This is a genomic window from Bradyrhizobium sp. UFLA06-24, from assembly GCF_054967145.1.
The window spans coordinates 76,991-102,047 of the sequence record NZ_JADFUE010000021.1; the positions used below are offsets into that span (position 1 = coordinate 76,991).

Here is a 25,057-nt window from a genome sequence, read left to right on the forward strand (position 1 = left end):
CGCAATGAAGCGTTGTTTGATGATCGGGCTCGCGCTGGCCGCACTCTGCGGCGCATCGAGGCTCGCCTACGCCCGGCCGCCGACGGTCATGAACTCTCCCGGCTATGATGCGCGCCTACAGGAGAGCAGGAAGGCGCTAGGCAACCCGCCGGCGGCGCCTGAACTCGCAACTCCGCCGGTGTCCGGACATAAGCACTCGAAGAAGAAGCGAACGCACTGACGGACGTGAAGACAGCTCAGCTCTTCTTCGCCGGCTTGCTCGGCGTCGGGCTGAACAGTTTCTTGATCTCGTTCAGGCCTTCCGACAGCCGCGGCCATTCGCAGGAGAACGAGCCCTTGGTGCAGGCGCCTTTTGGTCGCGCACCGACGGTCTGCTGCACCTTGGGCCGCTCGACCGGAACGGGGACGCGCTCCACCTCGCTTCGCAGCACGACCTGCTGAAGCTGCTGTGCTTGCTGCTCCTGCTGCTCGCGTTGCTGGCGTGCCATCGCCTGCGCCGCCTCATTGCTGCGGCGCTGATCGGCGAGATAGGCGGTGTACGATTCGTCGATCTTCTTCTGCTCCTCCGGCGTCGGATTGGGACCTGCGATGTCGAAGGTGCGATCCTGGAGGAAGTCGTAATAGGTGTAGCCGCCGCCCGGCTTGCGGCGGCCGGCGAATTTTGCGTTGCAGTCCGCGAGTGCGGCGGTCTTCTCGGCCTTGGTTGTGGATTTCTCGGCAGCGTCGGCGCATTCCTCGAAATCAACGGGCGCGCGCTTCCACCATTGCGCGTGGGCATGCGAAGAGATCAGCAGAATGAATCCTGCTGCCGCGATGAGAAGCGGCGCTGCACGGCGCGATGCAACCAAGTCGGACATTCTACGGGAGCATTCCTTGCAAAACTCAACCCGAACTGAGTCGAGGCCGATTTTTGCCCCTTTATCGCCAACTTGTCACCCATGGAACCCATCAATTTCATGACTGCGCTGCTGACATTTTTTGCTTGACGTGGCTCGGACGTCACAGCCGCGCGCTGCACTCTATCGGTTTGATGCCATGAGGAAATATTCGTCGTAGGAGCGCTGAGCTCCCCGGCCGCAATTCGATTGAAGGACCAGTTCCGCCTGTTACACTTCGTCTCGCGAGGCGCCTCATCCTGAGGCGACGCCAAGAAGACGAAGTGGAAACCCCTGATGCTGCTGCCCCTGTCTGACGTGCCGCGCTGGTACGCTGAGCGCAAACCCGAAGGCATGATCGCCGTCCAACATGGGCAGAACAGACTGACTTGGGACCAGCTCGAGCGCGGCGCCAACCGGCGCGCGCGGGCATTCGCGGCGAAGGGTGTCAAGCCCGGCGATTTCGTCGCGATCGGATTGCCGAACGGCAATGCCTTCTTCGAGACCACGTTTGCGGTGTGGAAATGCGGCGCGACGCCGACTTCGCTGTCGTGGCGGCTGCCGCGCGGCGAAGCGGCCGCCGTGCTCGACATTCTCAAGCCTGCGCTGGTGGTCGGCGGCGAGGCCGACTGGAATGCGCCGAACCGCCTGGCGGCGGATTTCGCGCCGGACGGATTCTCCGACGAGCCGCTCGATCCACCGGTGGCGCGCTACTGGAAGGCCATGACGTCGGGCGGTTCGACCGGCCGGCCGAAGGTGATCCTCGATCATCATCCGGCCGTGACCGACACGGCGGCCGCGCTGCCGCTCAACATGCCCTTCGGGGCATCGCTGCTCAATCCCGGTCCGCTGTATCACAATGCGCCGTTCATCGTGTCGCATTACGCGCTGTTCGGCGGCGGCAAGCTCACGGGTCTCGTCAAGTTCGACGCCGAGGAGACGCTACGGCAGATCGAGCGCGAGCGCGTGCAATGGATCAATTTCGTGCCGACCATGATGCACCGGATCTGGGCGCTGCCGGACAGCGTCCGCAATGCCTACGACGTGTCGAGCCTGGAGACCGTGTTCCACATGGCCGCTCCCATGCCGCCCTGGCTGAAGGAGAACTGGATCGCCTGGCTCGGGCCCGAGCGGGTGTGGGAGCTCTATGGCGGCACCGAGCGGCAGGGCGCCTGCATCATCTCCGGCACCGAGTGGCTGACGCACAAAGGTTCGGTCGGCAAGATCGGCGAGATGGCGCGCTTGCGCATCATCGGCGAGGACGGCAAGGACGTCGCGCCCGGCGAGACCGGCGAAATCTATTTCCTCAACAACGACGGCAAGGACGCCACCTATCATTATCTCGGCGCCGAGCCGAAGCGGCGCGCCGACGGCTGGGAATCGCTCGGCGATATCGGCAGGCTGGACGCCGAAGGCTATCTCTATCTCGGCGATCGACTCGCCGACATGGTGCTGCGCGGCGGCGCCAACATCTATCCTGCCGAGGTCGAAGCTGCCGTCTCCGAATGTCCCGGCGTGCGCTCCTGCGTGGTGGTGGGCTTGCCGGATCCGGAGCTCGGCCAGCGCGTCCATGCGATCATCGAGCCGGAGGCGAACGCGAACGGCCAAGCCATCGCGGACAGCATGGCGGACTTCCTGAAAGACAGGCTCAGCCGCTACAAGCATCCGGAGAGCTTCGAGTTCGTCAGCGCGCCCCCGCGCGACGATTCCGGAAAGGTTCGTCGTACCCTGTTGCGTGACGAGCGCGCGGCGTGGATGAAGGAAGGACGCGCGTTTCGCATCATGCCCGCGAAGGCGCGGGTGCACGCCGAATAGCAGAAGGACTGAAATTGATGACCATCACCATCGCAGCGAACAGCGTGCCGAAGCCGTCCGCCGAACTCATCGAAGGCTTCAGGAATGCGCCGACCTCGGTCATTTCAGACAATCTCAGCCGCCTGCCGGGCGCGGTCGGGCTGAAACCCCATCACCGCAGCGGCAAGCTGGTGGGCGCGGCCTTCACGGTGCGCACCCGGCCCGGCGACAATCTCGCCATCCATCGCGCGCTCGAGATGGTCGGTCCCGGCGACGTCATCGTGGTCGACGGCGGCGGCGACGAGACCCGGGCGCTGGTCGGCGAGATCATGAAGAACATCGCGCAATGGCGCAAAGCGGAAGGCTATGTGATCGACGGCGCGATCCGCGATGTCGCGGCGTTCGCCGCCGACGATTTTCCCTGCTTCGCCCGCGCCGTGATCCATCGCGGTCCCTACAAGAACGGTCCCGGCGAGATCAACGTGCCCGTGACGATCGGCGGCACCGTGATCTCGCCCGGCGACATCGTGGTCGGCGACGAAGACGGCGTGGTGTCGTTCCCCGCCGCCGGCGCCGCAGCGCTGCTGGAGGCGGTCCGCGTCCAGGTCAGGCGGGAAGACGAGACCCTGAAAGCGATCCGCGAGGGCCGCTATCAGGGGGCTTACGGCAAGTCGTGATCCGCCCTGCTTGTTGCTGAGCGAAGGGCTTCCGATTTGGCCCTCGCTTTGATATGTACAGCTCCAGGCAACCCGCCTAATTGGCGGGTTCCGCGGTCCCGTAGCTCAGCCGGATAGAGCGGCGGTTTCCTAAACCGTAGGTCGCATGTTCGAGTCATGCCGGGATCGCCATTACGGCTGCAGCACGCTTGAGAGAAAGTGTGAGGTCGCCTCGCGCACGTCCGGCCGGTTGAGGATGGTGTGTACGTCCGCTTCCACGACCAGGACGACCGCCTGGGGATTCCCCTTCAGCGCGCCAGCGCAATTGCCGGTTACGGCGTAGTCGCTGTTCCAGGGATTGCTCGGCGAGAAATAGGGGTCGCGTGCCGAGATGGCGTTGAAGACCGGCTCCTCGGGGCCGAAGCCCAGGCGCGGGCGTTCGACGAAGTAATTGGCTTCGCAAGACCACGAGTAGATGAGGCGCGCGGCGCTCTCCGGACCCGCATAGCGGCTTGCCGCAACCGATCCCTCGCTGGTGCCGGCGATCACGATGCGGCTGCGGTCAACCCAGGCCCATGCCTTCGAGGCTTCCAGCGCATGCGTGAGTTCGGCAAGGCGCAGCGCGTGGACGCGTTCGTAGATCTCGACCGAGACCGGCGAAACATAGGTCAAGCGGTCCTGGATCGCGAGGCTGTCGGGAGCAACTGAAGCGAGCCCCATCGTGTCGGCCAGCCAAACCTGAAAGTCCTTCACGGCCGGCGAGACGCCGCTCGATCCATGCAGCAGCACGACAAGCGGCGCCTTGCCGGTCACCTCGGGCGCAGCAGATGGAATCCCTTGCCAGCGCTCGCGGCCGGTCAGCGAAGCCGGCAGCACGAGATTGGCCTTGCGCCAAGTCGCAGCGAGGTTGTCCGCCGTGGGATCGAGCGTGGTGCCCCTGATGTCGCCGGGCTTGTCTTCGGCCGCGACGGCGGTTGTGATCGCCGCAAGCACGCAGGCCAGGCCCGCGAAGCATGCGAACCGCACAGATCGCTGCCAAATCGTGGTCATGATGAAGCCCCCCTATCCGCGGCAGCGTCGCCGCTTTGCGGCGCTGTCGACGGCAATTTGCCTGCTCCGCGTAAAAATTGCTACACGCGGTGAGCAGCCATTCTGGCAGACCTTTGCAAGCCCTATCCGCGAATCCGGAGACGATGATGCCTTTCGATTTGATCCTGCGCGGCGGGCGGGTGATCGACCCCTCGCAAAAGCTCGATGCGGTGACCGATGTCGCATTTTCGGGTGGCAAGGTTGCCGCAGTGGGCAGTGGGCTCAAGGCGGATCCGGCGACCGAGGTTCGCGACGTCTCGCAGTTCATCGTGACGCCGGGGCTGATCGATCTCCACACCCATGTCTATTGGGGCGGCACCTCGCTCGGCATCGATGCCGAGGAATTCTGCCGCGCCTCCGGCGTCACCACCTCGGTCGACACCGGCAGCGCCGGCCCCGGCAATTTCGCGGGCTTCCGCAAGCATGTCATCGAGCCGAGCCAGGTCCGCATTCTGGCCTATCTGCACGTTTCCCATGCCGGCATCTTCGGCTTCTCGCACCGGATCATGGTCGGCGAGAGCGAAGAGCTGCGGCTGATGAACCCGATCGAGGCGGCCAAGGTTGCCGATGCCAACCGCGATGTGATTGTCGGCATCAAGGTGCGCGTCGGGCTGCATTCTTCGGGCACGTCGGGCGCCGTGCCGCTCGATATCGCGCTTCAGGTTGCTGACGAGGTCGGCATGCCCTTGATGGCGCATATCGACCATCCGCCGCCGACCTATGAAGAGGTGCTGGCCCGCCTTCGGCCCGGCGACGTGCTCACCCATGCTTTCCGCCCGTTCCCGAATTCACCGGCGACGGCGCAGGGCACGGTGAAGAAGGCGGTGCTGGATGCGCGCGAGCGCGGCGTGCTGTTCGATATCGGCCACGGCAAGGGCTCGTTCGCGTTCAAGACCGCGCGTGCCATGCTCGCCAACGGCTTCTATCCGGATACGATCTCATCGGATATCCATCAGCTCTGCATCAATGGCCCGGCCTTCGACCAGGTGACGACGATGTCGAAATTCCTCTGCATGGGCATGTCGCTGCCGGACGTGATCGCCGCCTCGACCGAGAATGCCGCGATGGCGCTGCGGCGGCCCGAGCTCGGCAGCCTCAAGCCGGGCAGCATCGGCGATGCCACCCTGATTTCGGTCAGGCAAGGCCAGTTCGACTATGAGGACGTCGTCGGCGAGCACCTGATCGGCGATCGCAAGATCGTCTCGGAAGGCGTCGTCATCGGTGGCCGCTGGTGGCATCCGAACTAGCTTTGCTCGCGATAGAATTGCAGCAGCCGCGCGCCTTCCGGTGAGAGCCAGTCGGGTGCGCCCGCGATGTAGCCTTCGACGCGACCGCTCGTCCCAATAAGGTAAGTGATGGGCATGCCGATGATAGGGAACATCTCGGTCGATGCTTGCGCCGCCGCACCATAGGTGTCGACGTAGCAGGCGAGGTCTTTTACGGCGAGGTTGCCTAAGAACGCGCGGACCTTGCTCAGATCCTTCGTGTCCGTGCAGATCGCGACGATGTCGAGCCGGTCGGGCCGTGATCCCGCAAGCCGCGCCAGCGTCGGCAGGTCGAGCCGGCAGGCCGCGCACCATGTGGCCCAGAAGTTCACCAGGGTGATGCGGCCCGCCCTCGGCGATACGATGGTATCCCGGCCGTTCGGCTCCTGAAGCCGCATCGGCGGCATCACGGCGCGAGGCCGCACGACCGTGAACTGGCTGCGCCCGGCTTCGAACACCGGCGGCCAGCTATCCTGGGCGCGGCTTGCGCGCAGAGAGGTGAGAAGCATCGGCGCAGCCATCAGGAGCGATCGCCGCGACAATGCCGGAGACGTCTCACGCATGGATGTAGGCCCAGCCCTTGAGTTGCAGGTCGACCACGCGTCCGATGCCGAACGGGACCAGGTTCGCGCCCGGGATCAATGGGATCGACACCTGCTCCTTGGCTTCCGCGATCGCTCTCGACGACGCGCACATGCTGTAGGCGAGATCAGGAAGCGATTGCCGCAACGTCGCGAGTGGCCCGGCCAGCGGAGTCTTGTCCGCGCGGAAGACGTCGATACCCTTGCCGTTGGCGACGACCTCGATCAGCAACCGCGCGCCCTTGTCGGCGAAGTGTTTTGCCAGATTGGCTGAATAGCTGATGGCGTGTCCCATCACATAAGGCTCGTTGCTGTCGATCAGGATCACGACGCCGTCGGTGAGACGATCCTCCTTGGCCGCGGCCGGGGCGCCGGCCGCGAGGATCGCGGTGCTTGCGAGCAGACCCCTGCGGGACCATCCGTTGAAAGAGACCATAGCCGCCGCACCTCACCGGTCAAAGCTGACGCGGCCTGATCGGCGCCTTGCTGTTGCGACCCCACAGCACGAACAGGCTGAGCGCCAGCAGGACCAGGTTGAGCGGCGTCACCTCGGCCTCACCGCGCGAGAGATGGAAAACGAGCGCAAACACCTGCAGCACCGAGCAGCCAAGCGCGGCGAGCACGGTCAGCCGCGGCAGGATTCGTGTCAGGGCCGGCAGCAGGATGCCAATTCCGCCGGCGAGATCGACCAGTGCGATGGAGCGGACGAAGGTTTCGGAATGCTGGCCGGTCCAGGGCATCGCCGCGGCGAGATGGGGAATGGGGGTCAACAGCTTGTACAACCCCGCCGAAATGAAGACGAAGGCGAGAAGGATCTGCGCGGCCCAGAGGCCGATGCGAATGGCGCGGCCGAGAGTGGCGGTCTCAAGGATGGTGGTCGACATGGCGTTATCCGAAGTGTGAGGGTTCTCACCATTTGATAGTTTCACCATTTTTGATCATTATGCATTTCAGGATTAGTTCATTTCCTCTGCGTTGATGATCTCATGGATTCCCTGGTCAGCATGAGGGTGTTTTGCCTGGTAGCCGAGCTGAGGAGCTTCGCGACCGCGGCGCAGCGCCTGCGCATGTCCCCCGCAATGGCGAGCAAGCACGTGGCGCAGCTCGAGAAGCGGCTCGGCACGCGGCTGCTCAACCGGACCAGCCGGCGCGTCAGCCTGAGCGAGAGCGGTGCGCTCTATTTCGAGCAGGCGCGGCAAATGCTGGACTCGCTCGACGAGGTCGAGGCCGCCGTCAGCAACGCCACGGTCGTTCCGCATGGCACGCTGCGACTCACCGCGCCGGTATGGATGGCGAATTCGATCTTCGCGGGCGTGCTGGCGGACTACCAGGCCCGTTATCCGGAGGTGCGGCTCGACATCGATCTCAGCGGACGGCTGGTCAATCTCGTCGAGGAGGGATTCGATCTCGCCTTGCGCGCGACCGGCACGCCGGACGAGGCGCTGATCGCGCGCCCGATCACCAGCGTTCCATTCTACGTGGTGGCCGCCCCCGCCTTTCTGAAACGCGCCGGACGTCCGGAGACCCTCGCCGATCTCTCCGGCATTCCCCTGTTGCATTATGCGCTATATCCCGGCGAGAGCTTCTCCTTCGCCGGCGAGCACGGTCCGCAGACTGTCAAGCTCAACCCGGTGCTGCGCAGCGGCAATGAAACGCTGCTGCATCTGGCCGCGCTCGAAGGCATGGGCCTCGCTTTCCTGCCGAAATGGCTGGTCGCGGATGACATCGCCAGCGGCCGCCTCGAGCATCTCATGCCCGAGCACATCGTCTTTGCGGGCAAGCTGTTTGCGGTCTATCCCAGCCGCAAATATCTCTCGGCGAAGGTGAGGACCTTCATCGACTTCATCGCCGCCGACAAGCGGATGAAATAGCTGACTACAGCGACCTCGCGATCAATAGCTTCATGATCTCGTTGGTGCCGCCATAGATCTTCTGGATCCGGGAATCGATGAAGATGCGCGAGATCGGGTATTCCTGCATGTAGCCGTAGCCGCCGAACAGCTGGAGGCATTCATCGGCGGTCTGGACCTGCTTGTCCGAGCACCAGTATTTCGCCATCGACGCCGTGACAGTGTCGAGGTCTTTGGCCACAAGGCGTTCGATGCACCAGTCGACGAAGACGCGCGCGATCATCGCCTCGGTCTTGCGCTCGGCGAGCGTGAAGGCGGTGTTCTGGAAGTCCAGCAGCGGCTTGCCGAACGCCTTCCGCTCCTTGGTGTACTCCGTGGTCAGCTTGACAGCGCGCTCCATGGCGGCGACGGCACCGACCGCGAGCGCAAGGCGCTCCTGCGGCAATTGCTGCATCAGCTGCACGAACCCCTGGCCCTCCTCCTTCCCGAGCAGGTTTTCCGGCGGGACCGTGACATTGTCGAAGAACAGCTCCGACGTGTCGGAGGCGTGCAGGCCGATCTTGTCGAGATTGCGCCCGCGCTTGTAACCGTCAGCGCCCGCGGTCTCGACCACGATCAGCGAGATGCCTTTCGCACCTTGCTCGCCGGTCCGTGCGACCACGATGACGAGATCGGCGGCCTGGCCATTGGTGATGAACGTCTTCTGGCCGTTGATGACGTAGGAATTGCCCTGCTTCTTCGCCGTCGTCTTCACAGCCTGCAAGTCAGAGCCGGTGCCGGGCTCGGTCATCGCGATGGCACCGACCATCTCGCCCGAGGCCATCTTCGGCAGCCAGCGCTTCTTCTGCTCCTCCGAGCCGTAATTGAGGATGTAATGGGCGACGATGGCGCTGTGCACGGAGACGCCGGTCGTCAGCTCCGGCACCGTGCTTTCGAGGTCGTCCAGCACCGCGGCGTCATAGGCGAAGGTGGCACCCAAGCCGCCATATTCTTCCGGCACGCTCGCCAAGAGCGCCCCCATCTCGCCGAGCCCGCGCCAGGCGAAGCGGTCGACCATCTTCTGCTCGCGCCATTTTTCGGCATGCGGCGCCAGATCCTTGGCGAGATATTTCCGGAACTGGTCACGGAAGACGTCGAGCTCTTCGGTCATCCAGGAGGAGCGGTAGGACATGATTACCTCGATTGATGCGGCTTGCCGGCTTGGTAAGCTAGTGACCCCAGGCAATTATTGTGTTTTCAGGCTGCGTGGGTGAGGCTACCAAGGCCCCGGGAAACGCATCTGTTGGATGTTTGATTGTGGCCGTCAAAACCAGAGAGCTCAAGCTCGACATCGCGCGCATCGGCACGGTCTCGGCACTCCTGACGCAGCCGGATCATGCGCGGGCCTGTTACGTGCTCGCGCATGGCGCGGGCGCCGACATGCGGCATTCCTTCATGGCCAAGGTTGCGGAAGGTCTCGCCGGGCGCGGCATCGCCACGCTTCGCTTCAATTTTCCTTACATGGAAAACAAGTAAGGACGTCCCGACCAGCCGGCGGTCGCGCATGCGGCCATCCGCGCGGCGGTCGAGGAGGCGGCGCGATTGTGCCTCGGCATGACGCTCGTCGCCGGCGGAAAATCCTTTGGCGGGCGTATGACGTCGCAGGCGCAGTCGAAGGCCCCCCTACCCGGCGTCAAAGGACTCGCCTTTCTCGGCTTTCCGCTGCATGCCGCCAAGAAGCCGTCGAGCGAGCGCGCTGAACACCTTTCCGGCATCGCGATCCCCATGCTGTTCCTGCAGGGCACGCGCGATGCGCTTGCCGATCTCGGTCACCTCAAGCCCATCATCAAGGCGCTTGGGGCGAAGGCGACGCTGCATGAGGTCGAAGGCGGCGATCACTCCTTCGCGGTGTTGAAGAAATCAGGCCGCACGAATGACGACGCGTTGGCCGAGGTGGTCGACACGCTTGCAGCCTGGATCGACGGGATCTGAAAGTTCAGGCCGAATAGAGCCCCTTGTCTCGCGCCTTCTGGATCGCGAGCGCCGCAATGAGGTCGAGCGTCGGCGTTGACAGGTCGGCGGTGCGCGCGAAGGCCTGGGGCGCCCTCACCAGCACGTCGATCTCCATGGCGCGGCCGAGCTCGTAATCCTGCAGCAGCGACGGCTTGTGGTTGGGGGCAGGGCCGCTCCGCGTGACGCGCTTGACCTCCGGGATGAAGTGCTGCGCGATCTCGTTGGCCTCGTTCAGCATGCGCGGGATGACGTCCGAGAACGCCGGATCGTCGCGCACGCCGCGCGCGGTCTGGCCGGTGAGCAGGCACAGCACTGAGAGCGACATGTTGGTCAGCAGCTTCGACCAGATCGCCTCGCGGATATCGGCCACCGCCGGCGATTCCAGCCGCGCATCGTTGAAGGCGCCGCGGAGTTTCGTGATGCGCTCGCTATTGCGGTCGTCGCATTCGCCGATCAGGAGACGATTGCGGTCCGGCGTCAGGTTCTGCACCACGCCGGGCGCGATCACCTCATTGGAGGAGAAGACGACACCGCCGATGATCCGCTCCTTCGGGATGCAGGCGCGCAGGCGCCCGCCGGGATCGAGGAAGGAAATGTCCGGCGGCGTCGGGTGTCGCGGCGGCAGGCCGATACCGTACCACCAGGGAATGCCGTTCTGGGCGAACACGATCGCGGTATCGTCCTGCAGCAGCGGCTTGATGCTGGAAACCAGCCCCGTCAGCGCAGTGGCCTTCAGCGTCGAGATCACGACGTCCTGCGGGCCGAGCTGGGCCGGATCTCCCGAGGCATTCACCTTGGCGGAAACCTCGGAATCGCCGACGCGCAGCTTGAGGCCATTGGCACGCGCCGCCTCCAGATGTGCGCCGCGCATCACGCACGAAACTTCATGACTGGCGCGTGCCAGCCGTACCGCAAGATGGCTGCCGACGGCGCCCGCGCCGAAAATGCAGATGCGCATAATGATTCCGTCCCTGACCTCGAAGTGCCGCCCGGCGCCACCATGACACAAGCCGCCATGCGATGGACGCGGCCGCCCCACGCCGGAAAGATATGGATCAAGGCGTGCGGGCTCGGCCATAGTGCACGGCCAACAAACGACCGGAGGGATCGCCGATGACTGCCAACCCTGTGCTGTGGAGCCTCGATGAGCGTGGGGTTGCGACCGTCACGTTGAACCGGCCGGAGGTCAACAATGCCTATGACGGTGCCCTGATCGCGGGCGTGCTCGCGGCCATGGACGAGCTTGGGAAGAAGCCGAATCTTCGCGTCGTCGTGCTCAGGGGCAACGGCAGGCATTTTCAGGCCGGCGCCGATCTCAAATGGATCAACGGTGTGCGGCCGCAATCGCCCGAGGCCAACGAGGCGGCCTCGCGCGCGACGTTCGAGGCCGTGCAGCGGCTCAACACGCTGCCGATCCCGACCGTGGCCCTGGTGCAGGGCGGCTGCTTCGGCGGCGGCACCGGCGTGATCGCCGCCTGCGATGTCGTGATCGCCGCCGACAACGCGCTGTTCTCCATTACCGAGGTGCGTTGGGGCCTGACCGCGGCGATCATCATTCCGCAGCTCTGCGATGCCATTAGTGCTCGGCAAGTCCGCCGTTATGCGCTGACAGGCGAGCGTTTCGGCGCCGAGGACGCCCGCCGCATCGGCCTCGTCCACGACGTCGTGCCGCTGGCTGATCTCGATGCCGCGGGCGCCAAGCTGGTCGAGCAACTGCTCTCCAACGGCCCGGAGGCGATGGCCGAGACCAAGCGTCTGGCGCTGGAGAGCTCGTTCGGCGGAATGGCGGTGGATGATGCCGCCTACGCGCGGCTCATTCAGCTGCATTCGCTCAAGCGCCAGAGCGCCGAGGCGGCGGAGGGATTGGCGTCGTTTGCCGAGAAGCGCGCGGCCAAGTGGGGCGCCGGAAAGGACTGAGCGCTCGCCGCTCAGTAGCCGCGTAGCCCGGATGGAGCGAAAGCGCAGTCCGGGGGCGGCGTCCCCGCATTCCGCTGCGCTTCATGCGGGCTACGGCATCCCAATTCACAGCGACGGCGCGAGCGACGTCTTCAGCAAAGTCAGCAGCGCCTGCACCGCGGCGGCATTGCGCCGCCGCTCGGGGATGGCGGCCTTGACCCACAACTCCGGAATTGGAAAGTCGCGCAGCACCTGTTTCAGCGTGCCGTCGCGCAGCGCGGCCGCAACGAGATAATGCGAGATCAGCGTGATGCCGTTGCCGACGATCGCGCTGCGCGCCAGCACATGTCCTTCGTTCGACGACAGCAGCGGACTGACCTGGATGCTGATGCGGCCGCGCGGTCCGTCAAACACCCATTCGGGGCCAGTCGGCATGAAGCTGAGACAGCGATGCTCGACGAGGTCGCGCGGATGTTTTGGCGTGCCGTGCTTCTTCAAATAGGCCGGCGAGGCGCAAAGCAGCCGCTTCAACGGGACCAGCGGCTCGTCGACCACGCCGCCGAAGGCATGCGGGAAGGCGCCGATCGCGATGTCGAAGCCTTCAGTGACGGGGTCGACCGGGCGGTCGATCAGCACGATCTCGAGCTTCAGCCGCGGGTTCTGCGTCTGGAACGCACTGAAGGCATCCGCGAGCCGCGCCACCGTCAAGGAGGTTGGCGCCTTGATGCGGAGATGATCGACGAGATCGTGGCCCTTCTCGCCCATGCGCGACAAGAGATCGGTCGCGTCAGCGACGACGCCGCGGGCGCGATGGACGTAACGCTGCCCGGCCTCGGTCAGCCGCAATTGCCGGGTTGAGCGGTGGAACAGCGGCGTGCCGATCCGCGCCTCCAGCTGCGTGACGCGTTTCGCCACCACCGAGGTCGAGACATTGAGTTTTCGTGCGGCCGCGGAGAAGCCAGCCGCGTCCGCTGTGGCGAGGAAGGCCTGAAGGTTCACCAGGACGTCCATGTCGACCCTTCTCGATTCGTGAAAGCTGATCGCATATTTTGATGGATTGTAGGCCCTCTCGCGTTAATTCATAGTCGTTCTCAAGCAAAGGATTTTGGGAAGGACGCGCGATGCGGGTCACGGTGATCGAAGAACCGGCACGTCAGGTGCCGCTCTATGGCGAATACGAAGTCGTGGTCCTCGGCGGCGGCCCGGCAGGCATTGTCGCTGCAGCTTCAGCCGCGCGCGCCGGTCGCAAGACGCTGCTGATCGAGCGCTACGGTTTTCTCGGTGGCATGGGCACCGCGGCCGGCGTCACCAATTTCTGTGGCCTGCATGGCAATGTCTACGGCGAGGCCGTCAGGCTGGTGCAGGGCATGGCCTCCGACCTGCTGGCGCGGATCGATCATCTGAACGGCCTCAACGCGCCGCATCTGATCCTCGGCAAGGTCTTTGCCCAGGCCTACGACACCGCCGCCTACAAGATCGCGGCCGACGAATTGCTCGCCAGCCACAAGGTCAACATCCTCTTCCACACCCTCGGCGCCGGCGTCGTGATGGGCGCAGACCGCCGCATCGACGCGCTGCTGGTCGAGACCAAGGCGGGCCGGCAGGCGGTGCGCTCGGAGATCTTCATCGACTGCTCCGGTGACGGCGATCTCGCGGTCTGGGCCGGCGCGCCGTTCGAGATCGGTGACGCGCACGGTCATCCGCTGTATCCGTCGATGATGCTGCGCCTCAATGGCATCGATCCTGAGAAGGCGGGCGAGGCTTGGCGGACCATCCCGCAGCTGATGGAAAAGGCGACTGCGGCCGGCACGCACAATTTCCCGCGCAAGAGCGCGATCGTGCGGCCGCAAAAATCCGGCATCGAATGGCGGGTGAACTTCACGCAGGTGGCGCGAGAGGATGGCCACGCCATCAATGGCGTCGAGCCTGACGATCTCACCCGCGGTGAGATCGAGGGCCGCAAGCAGGCGCTCGCCGCGTTCGAATTCCTGCGCACCGTGCCGGGCTTCGAAAAGTCCTACATCGTCGACCTGCCGCCGCAGCTCGGCATCCGCGAGACCCGCCGCATCAAGGGCGGCTACCAGCTCAGCGGCGAGGACGTGCTCGGCTGCGCTTCGTTCGAGGATTCGATCGGCGTCAATGGCTGGCCGATCGAAGCCCATGTGCCCGGCGACGTCGTCTTCACCTTTCCGCCGATCCCGGAATCGCGCGGCTATAACGAGCTGCCGTACCGGATGCTGGTGCCCGAAGGCGTCGACAATCTCCTCGTCGCCGGCCGCTGCGCCTCGATGACCCATGAGGGCCAGTCCGCGGCGCGGGTGTCCGGTGCCTGTTTCGTGATGGGCGAGGCCGCCGGTTCCGCCGCCGCGCTGGCGCTCGCCGGAAACCGGATTCCACGCGAAATCCCCATTGAAAAATTGCAGGAAACGTTGAAACAACAGGGCGCCTTCATCGGGCGGGATCAGCCCGTGCCAAAGGGCTTGTAAGCGGACTGCAAGAAGAACCATTGGAGGGAGCGGGATGATCGGGATTGCGCGGCTCGCGGTTGCCGGCCTTTTGGCAATGATGGCGATGGGCACGGCGAGGGCCGAAGACGCACTGAAGGCCAAGGTCGGCGTGCTCCGCCTGTCGTCGTCCGCGCCTGTCTTCATCGCGCAGGACAAGGGCTATTTTCGCGAGGCCGGTCTCGACATCGAGCTGAAATTCTTCGACGCGGCGCAGCCGATCGCAGTCGCCACCACGTCGGGCGATGTCGATTTCGGCGTCACGGCCTTCACTGCCGGCCTCTACAATCTCGCCGGCAAGGGCGTGCTGAAGGTGATCGGCGGCATGAGCCGCGAGAAGCCTGGCTATCCCCTGATCGGCTATTTCGCCAGCAACAACGCCTACGCCACCGGCCTGAAGACGCCGAAGGATCTCGCCGGCAAGCGCATTGCGATGACCCAGGTCGGCTCGTCCTTCCATTATTCGCTCGGCCTGCTCGCCGACAAATACGGCTTCAAGCTTTCGGACGTGAAGATCGTTCCGCTGCAATCATTGTCGAACGCAGCCGCTGCGCTGAAGGGCGAGACCGTCGATGCGGCGCTACTGCCGATCTCGACGGCGCGAAAGCTGATGGATGATGGCGGCGCGAAATTCCTGGGCTGGGTCGGCGACGAGACGCCCTGGCAGCTGGGCGCGGTGTTCGCCTCGCCGAAGACGCTGACCAACAAGGCGCTGGTGACGAAATTCCTCGGCGTCCTCGCGAAAGCCGACCGCGAATATCACGACGTGATCCTGGCGTCGATGAAGGATGGCATCGCCCCGATCAACGACAAGACAAAACCGCTGCTCGAGATCATCGCGAAGTACACCAACCTGCCGGTGGAGCAGGTGGTCGGCAATTGCGCCTATATCGATCCGGACGGCAAGCTCGACGTCAAGAACGTCGACAATCAGATCAAATGGCTCCAGGAGCAGGGTTTTGCCGACAAGGGCTTTGACGCTGATACGATCATCGCCAAGGACTATGTGAAGGCGGATTGATGCACCAGGCCGGGACGACACTGAGGCCGCATTCATGGACCTGATCGCCAACCACATCTCGCACCATTTCGGCGATCTTGCCGTGCTCGACGACGTCTCCTTCACGGTGAACGCCGGCGAGGTGGTGGCGATCGTCGGGCCCTCCGGCTGCGGCAAGAGCACGCTGCTGTCGATCCTCGGCGGGTTGTTGCAACCGACGTCGGGCGCGCCCGAGCTGCGCGGCGCGCCGCCGGCGGACAGTCTCAATCCGCTGACCTTCGTGTTCCAGGATTTTGCGCTGCTGCCCTGGGCCACCGTCGAGGAGAACGTCGAATTCCCGCTACTGCACACCCGGCTTTCGACCGCGCAGCGCCGCGCGCTGGTCGAGGATGCCCTGCGCCGCACGGGACTGACCGATTTTCGCGCGACCTATCCAAAACAGCTCTCCGGCGGCATGCGCCAGCGCGTCGGGATCTCGCGCGCGCTTGCGGTCAAGCCTGCGATCCTGCTGATGGACGAGCCGCTGTCGGCGCTGGATTCGCAGACCCGCGAGTTGTTGATGGAGGATTTCGTCGGCCTGCTCGCTGACGGCGGCATGGGCGCGGTCTATGTCACCCACAATCTCGAAGAGGCGGCGCGCCTCGCCGATCGCATCGTGGTGCTGTCGCGCCGGCCCGGGCGCATCCGCGAGGTCGTCAGCGTGCCGATGACGCGTGCCGAGCGCGGCGAGGCGGCGGCGCGCGAAAAGCTGCTGGCGCTGCAAAATCAGATCTGGTCCCTGATCCGCAACGAGGCGATCGATGCCGAACGCGAGGTTCAGCATGCTTGATCGCGCGGGTCTGTCGGCAAAGGACGAGACGACGCGGCGCGTCCGCTTCCGCGGCGCCGGCTTCGTGCCCGCATCGAGCCGGTTCGGCGGCTGGATCGCGCTCGCGCTGGTGATCGCGATCTGGCAGGCGGCGGGCAGCGCCAGGCTGGTCAATCCGTTGTTCCTGCCACCGCCCTCGGCGATCGTCCGGGCGATCTACGAGCTCGCGATGTCGGGCGCGCTCTGGCAGCATCTGTCGGCCTCGCTGCTGCGCATCGGCGTCGGCTGGGTGCTGGGAACGGCCGCTGGCGTCGTGGTCGGCTTTGCCATCGGTCTGTCGCGGCTGGCGCGCAGCGTCGGCATCACCTTCATCTCGGCGTTGTTCCCGATCCCGAAGATCGCGCTGCTGCCGCTTTTGATCCTCTGGCTCGGCATCGGTGAAGAGCCGAAGATCGCGACCATTGCGCTGGGCGTATTCTTCTCGACCGCGATCTCGGTCTATAGCGGCGTCGATGCGGTGCCGCGCAACCTGATCCGCATGGCGCAGAGCTTCAACGTTCCGTTCGCCACCATCGTGCGCAAGGTGATCTGGCCGGGCGCGCTGCCTGCGATCCTCGCCGGCTTCCGCATCACGGCGTCGGTCGCGCTGCTCCTCGTCGTCAGCGCCGAGATGATCGGCGCGCAATACGGCATCGGTGCCTTCGTGCTGCAGGCCGGCAATCTGATGCAGACCGATCAGCTGCTCGCCGGCGTGGTGATCCTGTCGGTGTTTGGCCTCGCGGTGGGAAAGGTGATCGGCTGGCTCGAGGTGCGGTTGTTGCACTGGCGGTAGCCACAATCCGCGCTGCCGTAGGGTGGGCAAAGCGCAAACGTGCCCACCATTCGTTGATGACTCGCGACGACGTGGGCACGGCGCAAGTGCGCCTTTGCCCACCCTGCGAGACCTGCGCCTCTCACGCGTTGCCGCGGTCCTCGCGGAACAGATCCAGTTTCTGCTGCACCGGCCGGTCCGAGAAACTGAACAGCACGGCATCGTCGTCCGCCTCGTGCGTCACCCGATGCCAGCTCGGCACGACGAACAGGTCGCGCGGGCCCCATTCGAAAACCGCGTCGCCGATGCGGCTGCGGCCGCGGCCCTCGATCGGGCAGAACACGGTCGCATCGGTCGAACGATAGCGCGCGGTCTTGAACCCCTTCGGCAGCAGCTGGATGAAGGTGCCGATGGTCGGCATCGCGAAATCGCCGGTCTCGGGGTTGCTGAACTTCAGCTTCAGCCCGTGGCAGGCGTCCCACTCCTGGCTCATCCTTGCTTTCTCCAGCGCCTCGCGGGTGTAGCTGTAGGGGTAGCTGAAGATCGGCGAGGTCTTGGACGTCCGCTTCACGTCGACCGGCAGCAAATTGTGGCCGTAGCGCGCAAAGCTGTCGCCGGCGGGCTTCGTGATCTTCTGCTGGTCTTCCTTGGAGCCTTCCGCGAAGGAACAGTCGAAGAACTGCACCAGCGGAATGTCGAGCCCGTCGAGCCAGAACATCGGCTCGTTCGTCTCGTTGGAATGATCGTGCCAGGTCATCGACGGCGTGATGATGAAGTCGCCAGGCTCCATCGCGGTGCGTTCGCCGTCAACCGCGGTGTACGCGCCCTTGCCTTCGAGCACGAAGCGGAGCGCCGACTGGCTGTGCCGGTGCGCGGGCGCGACGTCGCCGGGCACCACCATCTGCACACCGGCATAGAGCGAGGTCGTGATCTTGGATTGTCCGCGCAGGCCGGGGTTCTCCAGCACCAGCACGCGGCGCTCGGCTTCCTTGGCAGTGATCAGCTTGCCGGCTTCCGTCATGTAGTCGCGGATGATTTCGAACTTCCAGAGGTGCGGCCGGCAGCCGCTCTTCGGCTCCGGGGTGATCAGATCGCTCATCACCGTCCACAGCGCGGTGAGATTCTCGCCGTCGATCTTCCGGTAGAACGCCTCGCGTTCCGGCGTCTTGGTCACCGCTTCCATGGCGCGTCTCCTGCTCGTTTCTATTTGACAGTATACTTACGATCTGACTAGCGTCAACGTGACGAACGACGTACAAGCAACGGGAAAACGGGAGGGTTCCGATGAAGCTGCATGGCTATTTCCGCTCCAGCGCCGCCTATCGCGTGCGGATCGCGTTGAACCTGAAGGGCCTCGGTGCCGAGCACCTGCCGCACCACCTTCGCAAGGGCGAGCAATGCACGCCAGCTTATCTCGCCATCAACCCGCAGGGCCTGGTGCCGGCACTGGAAAACGATGCGGGTGCGGTGCTGACCCAATCGGTCGCGATCATCGAATGGCTCGACGAAACCCACCCCAGCCCGCCGCTGCTGCCGAAGGATCCGCTGCGGCGCGCCAAGGTGCGGGCGTTTGCGCTGGCGATCGCCTGCGACACCCACCCGGTACAGAATCTGAAGGTGCTGGCACGGCTCCGCGAGCTCGGTCTGCCCGAGGAGAAGGTTCAGGACTGGGCGGCGTGGGTCAACCGCGAGGGGCTGTCGGCCTGCGAGACACTCATCAAGGACGAGCCCGGGCCGTTCTGCTTCGGCGATGCACCGACGCTGGCCGATCTTTGCCTGGTGCCGCAGCTCGCCAACGCCCGGCGATTCGGGGTCGATGTCTCGGCCTATCCGCGCCTGCTCAAGGCAGAAGCGGCAGCCAAGGCGCTGCCGGCCTTCGCCAACGCCGCACCGGAGAAGCAGCCCGATGCCGAGTAAGCTTTCTCCCCCGATCACGATGGACGCGGTCTATGCCGCGCCGGGCTATCTGTTCCGGCGCATGCAGCAGATCGCGGTCTCGATCTTCATGGAGGAGTGCAAGGCGTTCGACCTCACGCCGGTGCAATATGCGGCGCTGATCGCGATCCACACCCATCCCGGCATCGATGCGACGCGGCTCTCGGCCGTGATCGCCTTCGATCGCTCCACGCTCGGCAGTGTGATCGAGCGTCTCGAGGCCAAAAACTATATCGAACGCAAGCCGGCGGCCGAGGACAAGCGGATCAAGCTGCTCTATTTGACCAAATCGGGGGCTGCGATCCTGCGCGAGATCATTCCAGCGGTCGAACGCGCCCAGGCGCGCATGCTGGAGCCGCTCAGGCCTGCGGATCGCAAGGCGCTGATGGGGCTGATGGCGCAGCTCGTCGACCTCAACAACGAGGCCTCGCGCGTGCCGCTGCGGGCCGAGGATGCGCTGGAGCATCTGGGCAAGGCGGGGTGAAGGGAGAAGTGGGGCGGTGCTGTCGCCTTTATCTCCGCTGTCGTTCCCCGCGAAAGGGGGGAATCCAGTACGCGGCGGCTTCTCGGCTCAATCACAGCCGCCTCTGGAATACTGGATCGCCCGGTTGAAGCCGGGCAATGACAGCGGTGGTCACATCCGCAGCAGCGCCTGCCGGTCGATCTTCCCTGTGCCGGTCTTCGGCAACTCGTCGATGAAGATCACTTCGCGCGGATATTTGTAGGGCAGCAGCTTGCCCTTCACGTAGTCCTGTAACCGTCGCGTCGCCTCGCTCTGATCCGTGGCACGGTTGTTCATCACCACCACCGCCTTCAGCGTCATGCGACGATCCGGCAGCTCGGCGGCAAATACCGCGCATTCGCGGATGTCGGGGTGATCGGCGAGGCACAGCTCGACCTCGAGCGGGTAGACCCACTGGCCTGAAATCTTGATGAGATCATCGGCGCGGCCGCGGAAGAAGTGAAAGCCGTCGCTGTCGCGCACGAAGCGGTCGCCGGTGTAGATCCAGCCCTCCTCGCGGATCGTCTCGGCGGATTTGTCCGGCCGGTTCCAATACAGCGGCGTGTTGGAATCGCCGCGCACCCACAAGATACCCTCTTCGTTGTCGCCGACCTCGCGGCCGTCCTTGTCGCGCAGCGCGACCTCGTAGCCGGGCACACGCAGGCCCGCGGCGCCGAGCTTCTTCTGCTCGGGGCTATTGCTGAGATAGATGTGCAGCACTTCGGTCGAGCCGAGGCCTTCGACGATCTCAAGCCCGGTCAGCGCCTTCCAGCCGTTGAAGACTTCCGCCGACAGCACTTCGGCGGCAGAGAGCGCCATGCGCAGCGACGAGAAGTCAGTCCTGGCTGCGCCATCGGCCTTGGTCAGCGAGGTGTAGAGCGTCGGCAGGCCGAAGAAGACGGTCGGCCTGTACTGCTCGACCGCCGCAAAGATCACTGCCGGCTTCGGCTGACCCGGCAGCAGCAACGTCGCGGCACCTGCCGAGAACGGGAAGGTGACGGAATTGCCGAAGCCATAGGCGAAGAAGATCTTCGGCACCGAGAAGCAGATATCATCCGGCGTCAGCTTCAGCACATTCTGCGCAAAGGCGGCCTCGCTATAGGCCATGTCGTGCTGGAGATGCACGATGCCCTTGGGCCGGCCGGTCGAGCCGGACGAGTACATCCAGAACGCCATCTCGTTGCGATGCGTCGCCGCTTCCGCCAGCTCGGCGGGGAATTGCGAAAGCCACTCCGCGGCAGCGATCGCGTTCGGTACGGCGTGATCGGCGACCGTGCCATTCGCGACGATCAGCGTGCGCAGCTCCGTGTCCTTGCAGGCCTCGGCATTGAACCGCATGCAGAACTCGGCATCCGCGACCGCTACCGCCGCACCGGAATCGGCAAGATAAAACTGCAGGAGATCCGGCGGCGTCAGCGTATTGATCAGCAGCGGCACGAAGCCGGCGCGCACCGCGCCGAAGAAGGCGGCGGGATAGGCCGGCGTGTCGTCCAGGAACAGCAGCACACGGTCGCCGCGCTTCAGGCCGAGCGATGCAAAGCCGTTGCCCCAGCGGCAAGCCTCCGCGCAGAGCTCGGCATAGGTCCGCGTGCCCACCGGGCCAATCAACGCGAGCTTGTCGCCGCGCCCCTTGGTGAGGTTGTCGAACAGCACGCGGCTGGCGTTATAAGTTTCCGCAACGGCAAAGCCGATCTCGCGGGCGCCCGCGCTGTTGGCGGGCACCATGTCGCGTATTTCGTTGCTCATGCCGCGTCTCCGGCGTTCTTCTCGGCCTCGTAGCGGGCCATGAAGGCCGGCGACATCGCGCGCAGCCGCGAATCGTCGATCCGACCGGAGCGCGTGATGTAGCTGTAGGCAAAATCCATCAGGCCGAGCTGCATGTGCTGGGCAAAGTGCTCGTACCAGAACGCGCTGGTGCGGGCCGCATTGACGAGCTTCTGTACCACCGGCTTGCGCGCGGCTTGATAGCGGTGCAGCGCAGTCGCCAGATGCGCATCGGATTCGAGCGCCTTGACCAGCGCGATCGCGTCCTCGATCGCGAGCCGCGTGCCCGAGCCGATCGAGAAATGCGCCGAGTGCAGCGCATCGCCGATCAACACCATGTTCTTGAACGACCAGTGCTCATTCCACACCCAGGGGAAATTGCGCCAGACCGATTTGTTCGAGACCAGGCAATGGCCACCGAGCGTGTCGGCGAACACCTCCTCGCACACGCCTTTGGACTGCTCGACGTCCTTGTAGGCGAAACCATAGGCCTGCCAGGTCGCATGGTCGCATTCGACCAGGAAGGTGCTCATGGTCGGCGAGTAGCGATAGTGATGGGCGTTGAAGGCGCCCCGGTCAGTCTTCACAAAAGTCTGCGACAGCGTGTCGAAGCGTTTCGAGGTGCCGTACCAGACGAACTTGTTGGAGGAGTAGGACAGCGAGGTGCCGAAGTCGCCTTCGAAGGTACGACGGACCAGCGAGTTGAGCCCATCGGCGGCGACGATCAAATCGTGACCATTGAGCTGGTCGATGGCCTGGATCTGGGTGTCGAACCGCGGGATGACGCCGACCGCGAGCGCGCGCTGCTGCAGGAACTGCAACAATTCGAGCCGGCCGATCGAGGAGAAACCCACGCCGTCGATGGCGACGCTGTCGCCGCCGAGGTTCAACGTGATGTTCTGCCAGCTCTCCATATGCGGCGCGATCGCGTCGACCGTCTCGGGGTCGTCGGCGCGCAGGAATTCCAGGGCCTGGTCGGAGAATACGACGCCAAAGCCCCAGGTCGCGTCGGCCGGGTTCTGTTCGAACAGGTCGACCTGATCCTCGGGGTGACGCTTCTTCCAGAGATAGGCGAAGTAGAGCCCGCCGGGCCCCCCACCAATCACGGCGATCCGCAACGTCTGCCTCCCTAATTGACAGTATACTTACTATCTCAGGGTAGACTAATGGGCTCCGGCTTCCCACGCCAGCGGAATTATCGTCAAGGCGAGGTGCACCGCAGCACAGCCGCGGACACCGGCTTTCCACGTGTCCGAAACCGTCAGGTGGGAATCATAGCCAAACCACGCCGGCTTGACCACTCGCGCGTCAGACGCAGCGCTTCACGTAGACGCCGTTCACCAGCACCCGCGTGCAGCGGACGACCGGCACGGGGTGGCGGACCACGACGGCGCCGTTCGGCCCGGCGCAACCGGCGCGATAGACGCCGCGGGCACACACCACCGCATGGGCATCGGAGGACTCGAACGTCAGGGATACCCCGAACGCGATAAGCGCAGAAGCAACCAGCAGCAATGAACGCATAGTGTCCTCCCGGTCTTGACGTGATTGAAATCGGACGTCGCAAAAGGTTGGTCGCGGCAGGCGCGCGAAAATTCATTTGCGCGCGCCGTTCACACTTGCGTTGGACGCGTCATCGCGCAGCAAACGGCGCCAGCACATCCTTGCAAGCGGGCGACAGCGCCGCTGCGTTGCTGGCGATGCACTGCACGATGCGGCCACCGCCTGGAGCGACTCCGGCGCAGAGCGAGCGGATATCGGCGCTGCAGGCGGAGCGCACGATGAACAGCTCTTCGCGCGGCCGCAGCGGGCGGAGAACGATCACGGCAGGCGCGGCCGCCGGAGCCGCTCCTGCGGCCGGTGCAGCCGCCGCTGCTGGTGCTGCGGCCGCCGCCCCGCCACCCGCCGCAGCCGTCAGGGCCTTCTCGCAAGCCGGCGAGACCTTGGCTTTGTTCTTCTCCAGGCACTCGAGCGCGGGCGCGCCGCCCGGCGGCACGCTGGCGCACACCTTGGGATAATCTGCGCGGCAGGCGCTCTTGACCGCGGCAACCTCTGCGCTGCTCGGCTTGGCTGCGGCGGCTTTCGGAGCGGCGCTGGCGGCCGGCTTCGCCGCGGGAGCGGCCGCGGGCGCCGCTTCAGTTTTTGCGGGTTCTGATTTGGGAGGTTCAGGCTTCGGCGGTTCAGACTTGACCGGTTCAGATTTGGCAGGTTCGGGTTTGGCCGGCGCCGCTTCGGTCTTCGGTGCTGCGGCCGGCTCGACGGCGCGGACCGCACTCTGGCACCCCGCTGACAGGCTCGACATATGGCTCTGCAAGCACTGATACGCTTCGACCCCGCCGGGCGTCACGCTGGCGCAATGCGCCATGAAGTCCGAGCGGCATGCGGAGCGGATGGCGCTCTTCTGAGCCTCGGTCGGCGCTTGCGCGACTGCGCTTGTTGCAGTTGCGAAGAGTGCTGCGGCGAGCAACGCGTGACGCCTTGATGCACGTTTCAACATGTTGAACATTTGAATGAATCCTGCCCTGTCGGGAACGCCGACGCATTATTAAAAGGGATGCAAGCAATCTCGCGGGCGATGCCGCACACGACATCCTTGGTCGCTTTCGCCACCACCGCAAATAGATCATACGCGCAGAATTACGACGTAACCAGATCGTCAGAGCCTGACCATGCGCTTGCCGCGGTTCTCGCCGGCGAGCAATCCGATCAGTGCCTTCGGCGTGTTCTGAAGGCCATCGATAATGTCTTCCTGCACCTTCAGCTTGCCGGACTTCACCCAGGCCTGGAGATCGGCGAGTGCGCGCTGACTGTCCTTCATGTAGTCCATCACGATGAAGCCCTGCATCACGAGCCGCTTCACCACGATCAGGCCGGGCACGCCGCGCGGACCGTGCGCCGACGGCGTGCCGTCATATTGCGAGATCGCGCCGCAACAGGCGATGCGGCCGTAATTATTCATCTGCGGAAGACAGGCTTCGAGGATGTCGCCGCCGACATTGTCGAAATAGACGTCGATGCCTTTCGGAGCCGCGGCGCGCAACGCCTTGAACACCGCGCCGTCCTTGTAGTCGACGGCCGCATCGAAGCCGAGTTCGGAGGTCAGCCAGTTGCATTTGTCCGCGCCGCCGGCGATGCCGATGACGCGACATCCCTTGATCTTGGCGATCTGCCCAACGATCGAGCCGACCGAGCCCGCGGCCGCCGAGACCACGACCGTCTCGCCCTCCTTCGGCTTGCCAATCTCGAGCAGGCCGAAATAGGCCGTGAGGCCGGCGATGCCGAACACGCTGAGCAGATGCGTCATCGGCTCGAGCTTCGGCATCTTCGTCAAATGTTTTGCCGGCACCGCGGCATATTCCTGCCAGCCGGTGTCACCGAACACGAGGTCGCCGGGCACAAGCCCCTCGGCCTTGGAGCTGATCACCTCGGCGATGGCACCGCCAGCCATCACGCTGTTGGCCTCGACGGCCGAGCGATAGGTTGCCCCGTGCATCCAGGCGCGGTTGGCGGCATCGAGCGAGATGTAGCATACGCGTAGCAGGGCTTCGCCGTCCTTCGGCTCCGGCACTGCGCTCTCCACCATCTTGAAATGCTCGGGCCCGAGCTTGCCGCTGGGTTTTTCCACCAGAAGAATTTGACGATTGACGTTCGCGGTCATGGCGTTTTCCCTCATCGCTTGGCGATTATTGATGCAGGCGCCGCAAAGAAAGCGTGCAGACTGCATCGTTGTGCGTT

At 64.7% G+C, this 25,057-nt stretch carries 26 protein-coding genes, 1 tRNA gene and 1 pseudogene; 14 read left to right on the forward strand and 14 right to left on the reverse strand.

Features of this window, described 5'->3' with window-relative positions; genetic code table 11:
* The first annotated feature begins 4 nt into the window (after positions 1-4).
* A complete protein-coding gene (locus IF809_RS18740) occupies positions 5-220 on the forward strand; it encodes a hypothetical protein (protein ID WP_453994473.1) in 216 nt (71 codons plus the stop codon).
* A gap of 16 nt (positions 221-236) precedes the next feature.
* Here IF809_RS18740 and IF809_RS18745 read toward each other — a convergent pair whose 3' ends face one another.
* Positions 237-857, reverse strand: a complete 621-nt coding sequence (locus IF809_RS18745; protein ID WP_128963621.1) for a hypothetical protein — start codon at positions 855-857, stop codon at positions 237-239.
* A 315-nt stretch (positions 858-1,172) separates the two neighbouring features.
* On the opposite strand from IF809_RS18745, the gene IF809_RS18750 reads away from it, so the two are divergent.
* The 3 genes from IF809_RS18750 (at position 1,173) to IF809_RS18760 (ending at position 3,517) form a co-directional block, all read left to right on the forward strand.
* A complete protein-coding gene (locus IF809_RS18750; RefSeq protein WP_462838167.1) occupies positions 1,173-2,690 on the forward strand; it encodes an AMP-binding protein in 1,518 nt (505 codons plus the stop codon).
* Between the two features lie 17 nt (positions 2,691-2,707).
* A complete protein-coding gene (locus IF809_RS18755) occupies positions 2,708-3,346 on the forward strand; it encodes an RraA family protein (RefSeq protein WP_462838168.1) in 639 nt (212 codons plus the stop codon).
* 94 nt (positions 3,347-3,440) lie between these two features.
* Positions 3,441-3,517 (forward strand) — tRNA-Arg (locus IF809_RS18760).
* On the opposite strand, the gene IF809_RS18765 is transcribed toward IF809_RS18760, so the two are convergent.
* Positions 3,518-4,375 carry a dienelactone hydrolase family protein gene (locus tag IF809_RS18765; protein ID WP_462838169.1) on the reverse strand — a complete coding sequence of 286 codons (858 nt, stop codon included), beginning with the start codon at positions 4,373-4,375 and terminating at the stop codon, positions 3,518-3,520.
* A 146-nt stretch (positions 4,376-4,521) separates the two neighbouring features.
* Here IF809_RS18765 and IF809_RS18770 point away from each other — a divergent pair, with 146 nt between their 5' ends.
* Positions 4,522-5,661, forward strand: a complete 1,140-nt coding sequence (locus IF809_RS18770; protein ID WP_462838170.1) for an amidohydrolase/deacetylase family metallohydrolase — start codon at positions 4,522-4,524, stop codon at positions 5,659-5,661.
* Here IF809_RS18770 and IF809_RS18775 read toward each other — a convergent pair.
* Genes IF809_RS18775 through IF809_RS18785 form a run of 3 tightly spaced genes read right to left on the reverse strand, consistent with a single transcriptional unit; the run spans position 5,658 to position 7,144 of the window.
* A complete protein-coding gene (locus tag IF809_RS18775; protein ID WP_462838171.1) occupies positions 5,658-6,188 on the reverse strand; it encodes a TlpA family protein disulfide reductase in 531 nt (176 codons plus the stop codon). The two genes, IF809_RS18770 and IF809_RS18775, sit on opposite strands and share 4 nt — an antisense overlap.
* Positions 6,189-6,234: 46 nt before the next feature.
* Positions 6,235-6,696, reverse strand: a complete 462-nt coding sequence (locus tag IF809_RS18780) for a DsrE family protein (protein WP_453994484.1) — start codon at positions 6,694-6,696, stop codon at positions 6,235-6,237.
* 19 nt (positions 6,697-6,715) lie between these two features.
* On the reverse strand, positions 6,716-7,144 hold the full coding sequence (locus IF809_RS18785) for a DoxX family protein (RefSeq protein WP_462838172.1): 429 nt from the start codon (positions 7,142-7,144) through the stop codon (positions 6,716-6,718).
* Between the two features lie 102 nt (positions 7,145-7,246).
* Between IF809_RS18785 and IF809_RS18790 the strand changes: the two genes are divergently transcribed.
* Positions 7,247-8,131, forward strand: coding sequence for a LysR family transcriptional regulator (locus IF809_RS18790; RefSeq protein WP_462838173.1), 885 nt, complete (start codon positions 7,247-7,249; stop codon positions 8,129-8,131).
* 4 nt (positions 8,132-8,135) lie between these two features.
* Here the strand turns inward: IF809_RS18790 and IF809_RS18795 are convergent, their stop codons facing one another.
* The gene (locus IF809_RS18795) at positions 8,136-9,281 is read right to left on the reverse strand and encodes an acyl-CoA dehydrogenase family protein (protein ID WP_453994490.1); all 1,146 of its coding nucleotides are present in this window, start codon (positions 9,279-9,281) and stop codon (positions 8,136-8,138) included.
* Between the two features lie 125 nt (positions 9,282-9,406).
* On the opposite strand from IF809_RS18795, the pseudogene IF809_RS18800 reads away from it, so the two are divergent.
* Positions 9,407-10,081, forward strand: a pseudogene (locus IF809_RS18800) (alpha/beta hydrolase family protein).
* Positions 10,082-10,085: 4 nt separating this feature from the next.
* Here the strand turns inward: IF809_RS18800 and IF809_RS18805 are convergent.
* Positions 10,086-11,060, reverse strand: coding sequence for a ketopantoate reductase family protein (locus IF809_RS18805; protein ID WP_462838174.1), 975 nt, complete (start codon positions 11,058-11,060; stop codon positions 10,086-10,088).
* Between the two features lie 155 nt (positions 11,061-11,215).
* On the opposite strand from IF809_RS18805, the gene IF809_RS18810 reads away from it, so the two are divergent.
* Positions 11,216-12,019 (forward strand): enoyl-CoA hydratase-related protein, encoded by an 804-nt coding sequence (locus IF809_RS18810; RefSeq protein ID WP_462838175.1) that lies wholly within the window; start codon positions 11,216-11,218, stop codon positions 12,017-12,019.
* A 105-nt stretch (positions 12,020-12,124) separates the two neighbouring features.
* On the opposite strand, the gene IF809_RS18815 is transcribed toward IF809_RS18810, so the two are convergent.
* A complete protein-coding gene (locus tag IF809_RS18815; RefSeq protein ID WP_462838176.1) occupies positions 12,125-13,009 on the reverse strand; it encodes a LysR family transcriptional regulator in 885 nt (294 codons plus the stop codon).
* Between the two features lie 110 nt (positions 13,010-13,119).
* On the opposite strand from IF809_RS18815, the gene IF809_RS18820 reads away from it, so the two are divergent.
* From IF809_RS18820 to IF809_RS18835, 4 genes are read left to right on the forward strand one after another with little or no spacing between them, the layout of a single operon-like run.
* Positions 13,120-14,484 (forward strand): FAD-dependent oxidoreductase, encoded by a 1,365-nt coding sequence (locus IF809_RS18820; protein WP_128963696.1) that lies wholly within the window; start codon positions 13,120-13,122, stop codon positions 14,482-14,484.
* 34 nt (positions 14,485-14,518) lie between these two features.
* On the forward strand, positions 14,519-15,523 hold the full coding sequence (locus IF809_RS18825; protein ID WP_128963697.1) for an ABC transporter substrate-binding protein: 1,005 nt from the start codon (positions 14,519-14,521) through the stop codon (positions 15,521-15,523).
* A 34-nt stretch (positions 15,524-15,557) separates the two neighbouring features.
* Positions 15,558-16,331: an ABC transporter ATP-binding protein gene (locus IF809_RS18830; RefSeq protein WP_128963698.1), complete on the forward strand. Its 774-nt coding sequence runs from the start codon at positions 15,558-15,560 to the stop codon at positions 16,329-16,331.
* Positions 16,324-17,142 (forward strand): ABC transporter permease, encoded by an 819-nt coding sequence (locus IF809_RS18835; protein ID WP_164938412.1) that lies wholly within the window; start codon positions 16,324-16,326, stop codon positions 17,140-17,142. The genes IF809_RS18830 and IF809_RS18835 overlap by 8 nt, the downstream gene beginning before the upstream one ends.
* 121 nt (positions 17,143-17,263) lie before the next feature.
* On the opposite strand, the gene gtdA is transcribed toward IF809_RS18835, so the two are convergent.
* A complete protein-coding gene (gene gtdA, locus IF809_RS18840; RefSeq protein WP_462838177.1) occupies positions 17,264-18,304 on the reverse strand; it encodes a gentisate 1,2-dioxygenase in 1,041 nt (346 codons plus the stop codon).
* A 101-nt stretch (positions 18,305-18,405) separates the two neighbouring features.
* Between gtdA and maiA the strand changes: the two genes are divergently transcribed.
* Both maiA and IF809_RS18850 read left to right on the forward strand, forming a co-directional pair.
* Positions 18,406-19,038 carry a maleylacetoacetate isomerase gene (gene maiA, locus IF809_RS18845; protein WP_462838178.1) on the forward strand — a complete coding sequence of 211 codons (633 nt, stop codon included), beginning with the start codon at positions 18,406-18,408 and terminating at the stop codon, positions 19,036-19,038.
* Positions 19,028-19,540, forward strand: coding sequence for a MarR family winged helix-turn-helix transcriptional regulator (locus IF809_RS18850; RefSeq protein WP_462838179.1), 513 nt, complete (start codon positions 19,028-19,030; stop codon positions 19,538-19,540). The genes maiA and IF809_RS18850 overlap by 11 nt, the downstream gene beginning before the upstream one ends.
* 150 nt (positions 19,541-19,690) lie before the next feature.
* On the opposite strand, the gene IF809_RS18855 is transcribed toward IF809_RS18850, so the two are convergent.
* The 5 genes from IF809_RS18855 to IF809_RS18875 form a co-directional block, all read right to left on the reverse strand.
* The gene (locus IF809_RS18855) at positions 19,691-21,304 is read right to left on the reverse strand and encodes a benzoate-CoA ligase family protein (RefSeq protein WP_462838180.1); all 1,614 of its coding nucleotides are present in this window, start codon (positions 21,302-21,304) and stop codon (positions 19,691-19,693) included.
* Positions 21,301-22,440 carry an FAD-dependent monooxygenase gene (locus IF809_RS18860; RefSeq protein ID WP_453981558.1) on the reverse strand — a complete coding sequence of 380 codons (1,140 nt, stop codon included), beginning with the start codon at positions 22,438-22,440 and terminating at the stop codon, positions 21,301-21,303. The genes IF809_RS18855 and IF809_RS18860 overlap by 4 nt, the downstream gene beginning before the upstream one ends.
* A gap of 190 nt (positions 22,441-22,630) precedes the next feature.
* Positions 22,631-22,846 (reverse strand): hypothetical protein, encoded by a 216-nt coding sequence (locus IF809_RS18865; protein WP_462838181.1) that lies wholly within the window; start codon positions 22,844-22,846, stop codon positions 22,631-22,633.
* 109 nt (positions 22,847-22,955) lie between these two features.
* Positions 22,956-23,828 (reverse strand): cysteine rich repeat-containing protein, encoded by an 873-nt coding sequence (locus tag IF809_RS18870; RefSeq protein ID WP_453981560.1) that lies wholly within the window; start codon positions 23,826-23,828, stop codon positions 22,956-22,958.
* A gap of 150 nt (positions 23,829-23,978) precedes the next feature.
* Entirely contained in the window at positions 23,979-24,980 is a 1,002-nt protein-coding gene (locus IF809_RS18875; RefSeq protein WP_453981561.1) for an NADP-dependent oxidoreductase, read from the reverse strand.
* Positions 24,981-25,057: the final 77 nt, after the last annotated feature.

Excerpts from the sequence above, each read along its gene's own strand:
- IF809_RS18855 (WP_462838180.1), bottom strand. The coding sequence starts at position 21,304 with ATGAGCAACGAAATACGCGACATGGTGCCCGCCAACAGCGCGGGCGCC.
- IF809_RS18805 (WP_462838174.1), bottom strand. The coding sequence starts at position 11,060 with ATGCGCATCTGCATTTTCGGCGCGGGCGCCGTCGGCAGCCATCTTGCG.
- IF809_RS18750 (WP_462838167.1), top strand. The coding sequence starts at position 1,173 with ATGCTGCTGCCCCTGTCTGACGTGCCGCGCTGGTACGCTGAGCGCAAA.
- IF809_RS18815 (WP_462838176.1), bottom strand. The coding sequence starts at position 13,009 with ATGGACGTCCTGGTGAACCTTCAGGCCTTCCTCGCCACAGCGGACGCG.
- IF809_RS18740 (WP_453994473.1), top strand. The coding sequence starts at position 5 with ATGAAGCGTTGTTTGATGATCGGGCTCGCGCTGGCCGCACTCTGCGGC.
- IF809_RS18795 (WP_453994490.1), bottom strand. The coding sequence starts at position 9,281 with ATGTCCTACCGCTCCTCCTGGATGACCGAAGAGCTCGACGTCTTCCGT.
- gtdA (WP_462838177.1), bottom strand. The coding sequence starts at position 18,304 with ATGGAAGCGGTGACCAAGACGCCGGAACGCGAGGCGTTCTACCGGAAG.
- IF809_RS18810 (WP_462838175.1), top strand. The coding sequence starts at position 11,216 with ATGACTGCCAACCCTGTGCTGTGGAGCCTCGATGAGCGTGGGGTTGCG.
- IF809_RS18820 (WP_128963696.1), top strand. The coding sequence starts at position 13,120 with ATGCGGGTCACGGTGATCGAAGAACCGGCACGTCAGGTGCCGCTCTAT.
- IF809_RS18765 (WP_462838169.1), bottom strand. The coding sequence starts at position 4,375 with ATGACCACGATTTGGCAGCGATCTGTGCGGTTCGCATGCTTCGCGGGC.
- IF809_RS18755 (WP_462838168.1), top strand. The coding sequence starts at position 2,708 with ATGACCATCACCATCGCAGCGAACAGCGTGCCGAAGCCGTCCGCCGAA.
- IF809_RS18830 (WP_128963698.1), top strand. The coding sequence starts at position 15,558 with ATGGACCTGATCGCCAACCACATCTCGCACCATTTCGGCGATCTTGCC.
- IF809_RS18790 (WP_462838173.1), top strand. The coding sequence starts at position 7,247 with ATGGATTCCCTGGTCAGCATGAGGGTGTTTTGCCTGGTAGCCGAGCTG.
- IF809_RS18825 (WP_128963697.1), top strand. The coding sequence starts at position 14,519 with ATGATCGGGATTGCGCGGCTCGCGGTTGCCGGCCTTTTGGCAATGATG.
- IF809_RS18835 (WP_164938412.1), top strand. The coding sequence starts at position 16,324 with ATGCTTGATCGCGCGGGTCTGTCGGCAAAGGACGAGACGACGCGGCGC.
- IF809_RS18775 (WP_462838171.1), bottom strand. The coding sequence starts at position 6,188 with ATGCTTCTCACCTCTCTGCGCGCAAGCCGCGCCCAGGATAGCTGGCCG.
- IF809_RS18870 (WP_453981560.1), bottom strand. The coding sequence starts at position 23,828 with ATGTTCAACATGTTGAAACGTGCATCAAGGCGTCACGCGTTGCTCGCC.
- IF809_RS18865 (WP_462838181.1), bottom strand. The coding sequence starts at position 22,846 with ATGCGTTCATTGCTGCTGGTTGCTTCTGCGCTTATCGCGTTCGGGGTA.
- IF809_RS18785 (WP_462838172.1), bottom strand. The coding sequence starts at position 7,144 with ATGTCGACCACCATCCTTGAGACCGCCACTCTCGGCCGCGCCATTCGC.
- maiA (WP_462838178.1), top strand. The coding sequence starts at position 18,406 with ATGAAGCTGCATGGCTATTTCCGCTCCAGCGCCGCCTATCGCGTGCGG.
- IF809_RS18780 (WP_453994484.1), bottom strand. The coding sequence starts at position 6,696 with ATGGTCTCTTTCAACGGATGGTCCCGCAGGGGTCTGCTCGCAAGCACC.
- IF809_RS18745 (WP_128963621.1), bottom strand. The coding sequence starts at position 857 with ATGTCCGACTTGGTTGCATCGCGCCGTGCAGCGCCGCTTCTCATCGCG.
- IF809_RS18770 (WP_462838170.1), top strand. The coding sequence starts at position 4,522 with ATGCCTTTCGATTTGATCCTGCGCGGCGGGCGGGTGATCGACCCCTCG.
- IF809_RS18850 (WP_462838179.1), top strand. The coding sequence starts at position 19,028 with ATGCCGAGTAAGCTTTCTCCCCCGATCACGATGGACGCGGTCTATGCC.
- IF809_RS18875 (WP_453981561.1), bottom strand. The coding sequence starts at position 24,980 with ATGACCGCGAACGTCAATCGTCAAATTCTTCTGGTGGAAAAACCCAGC.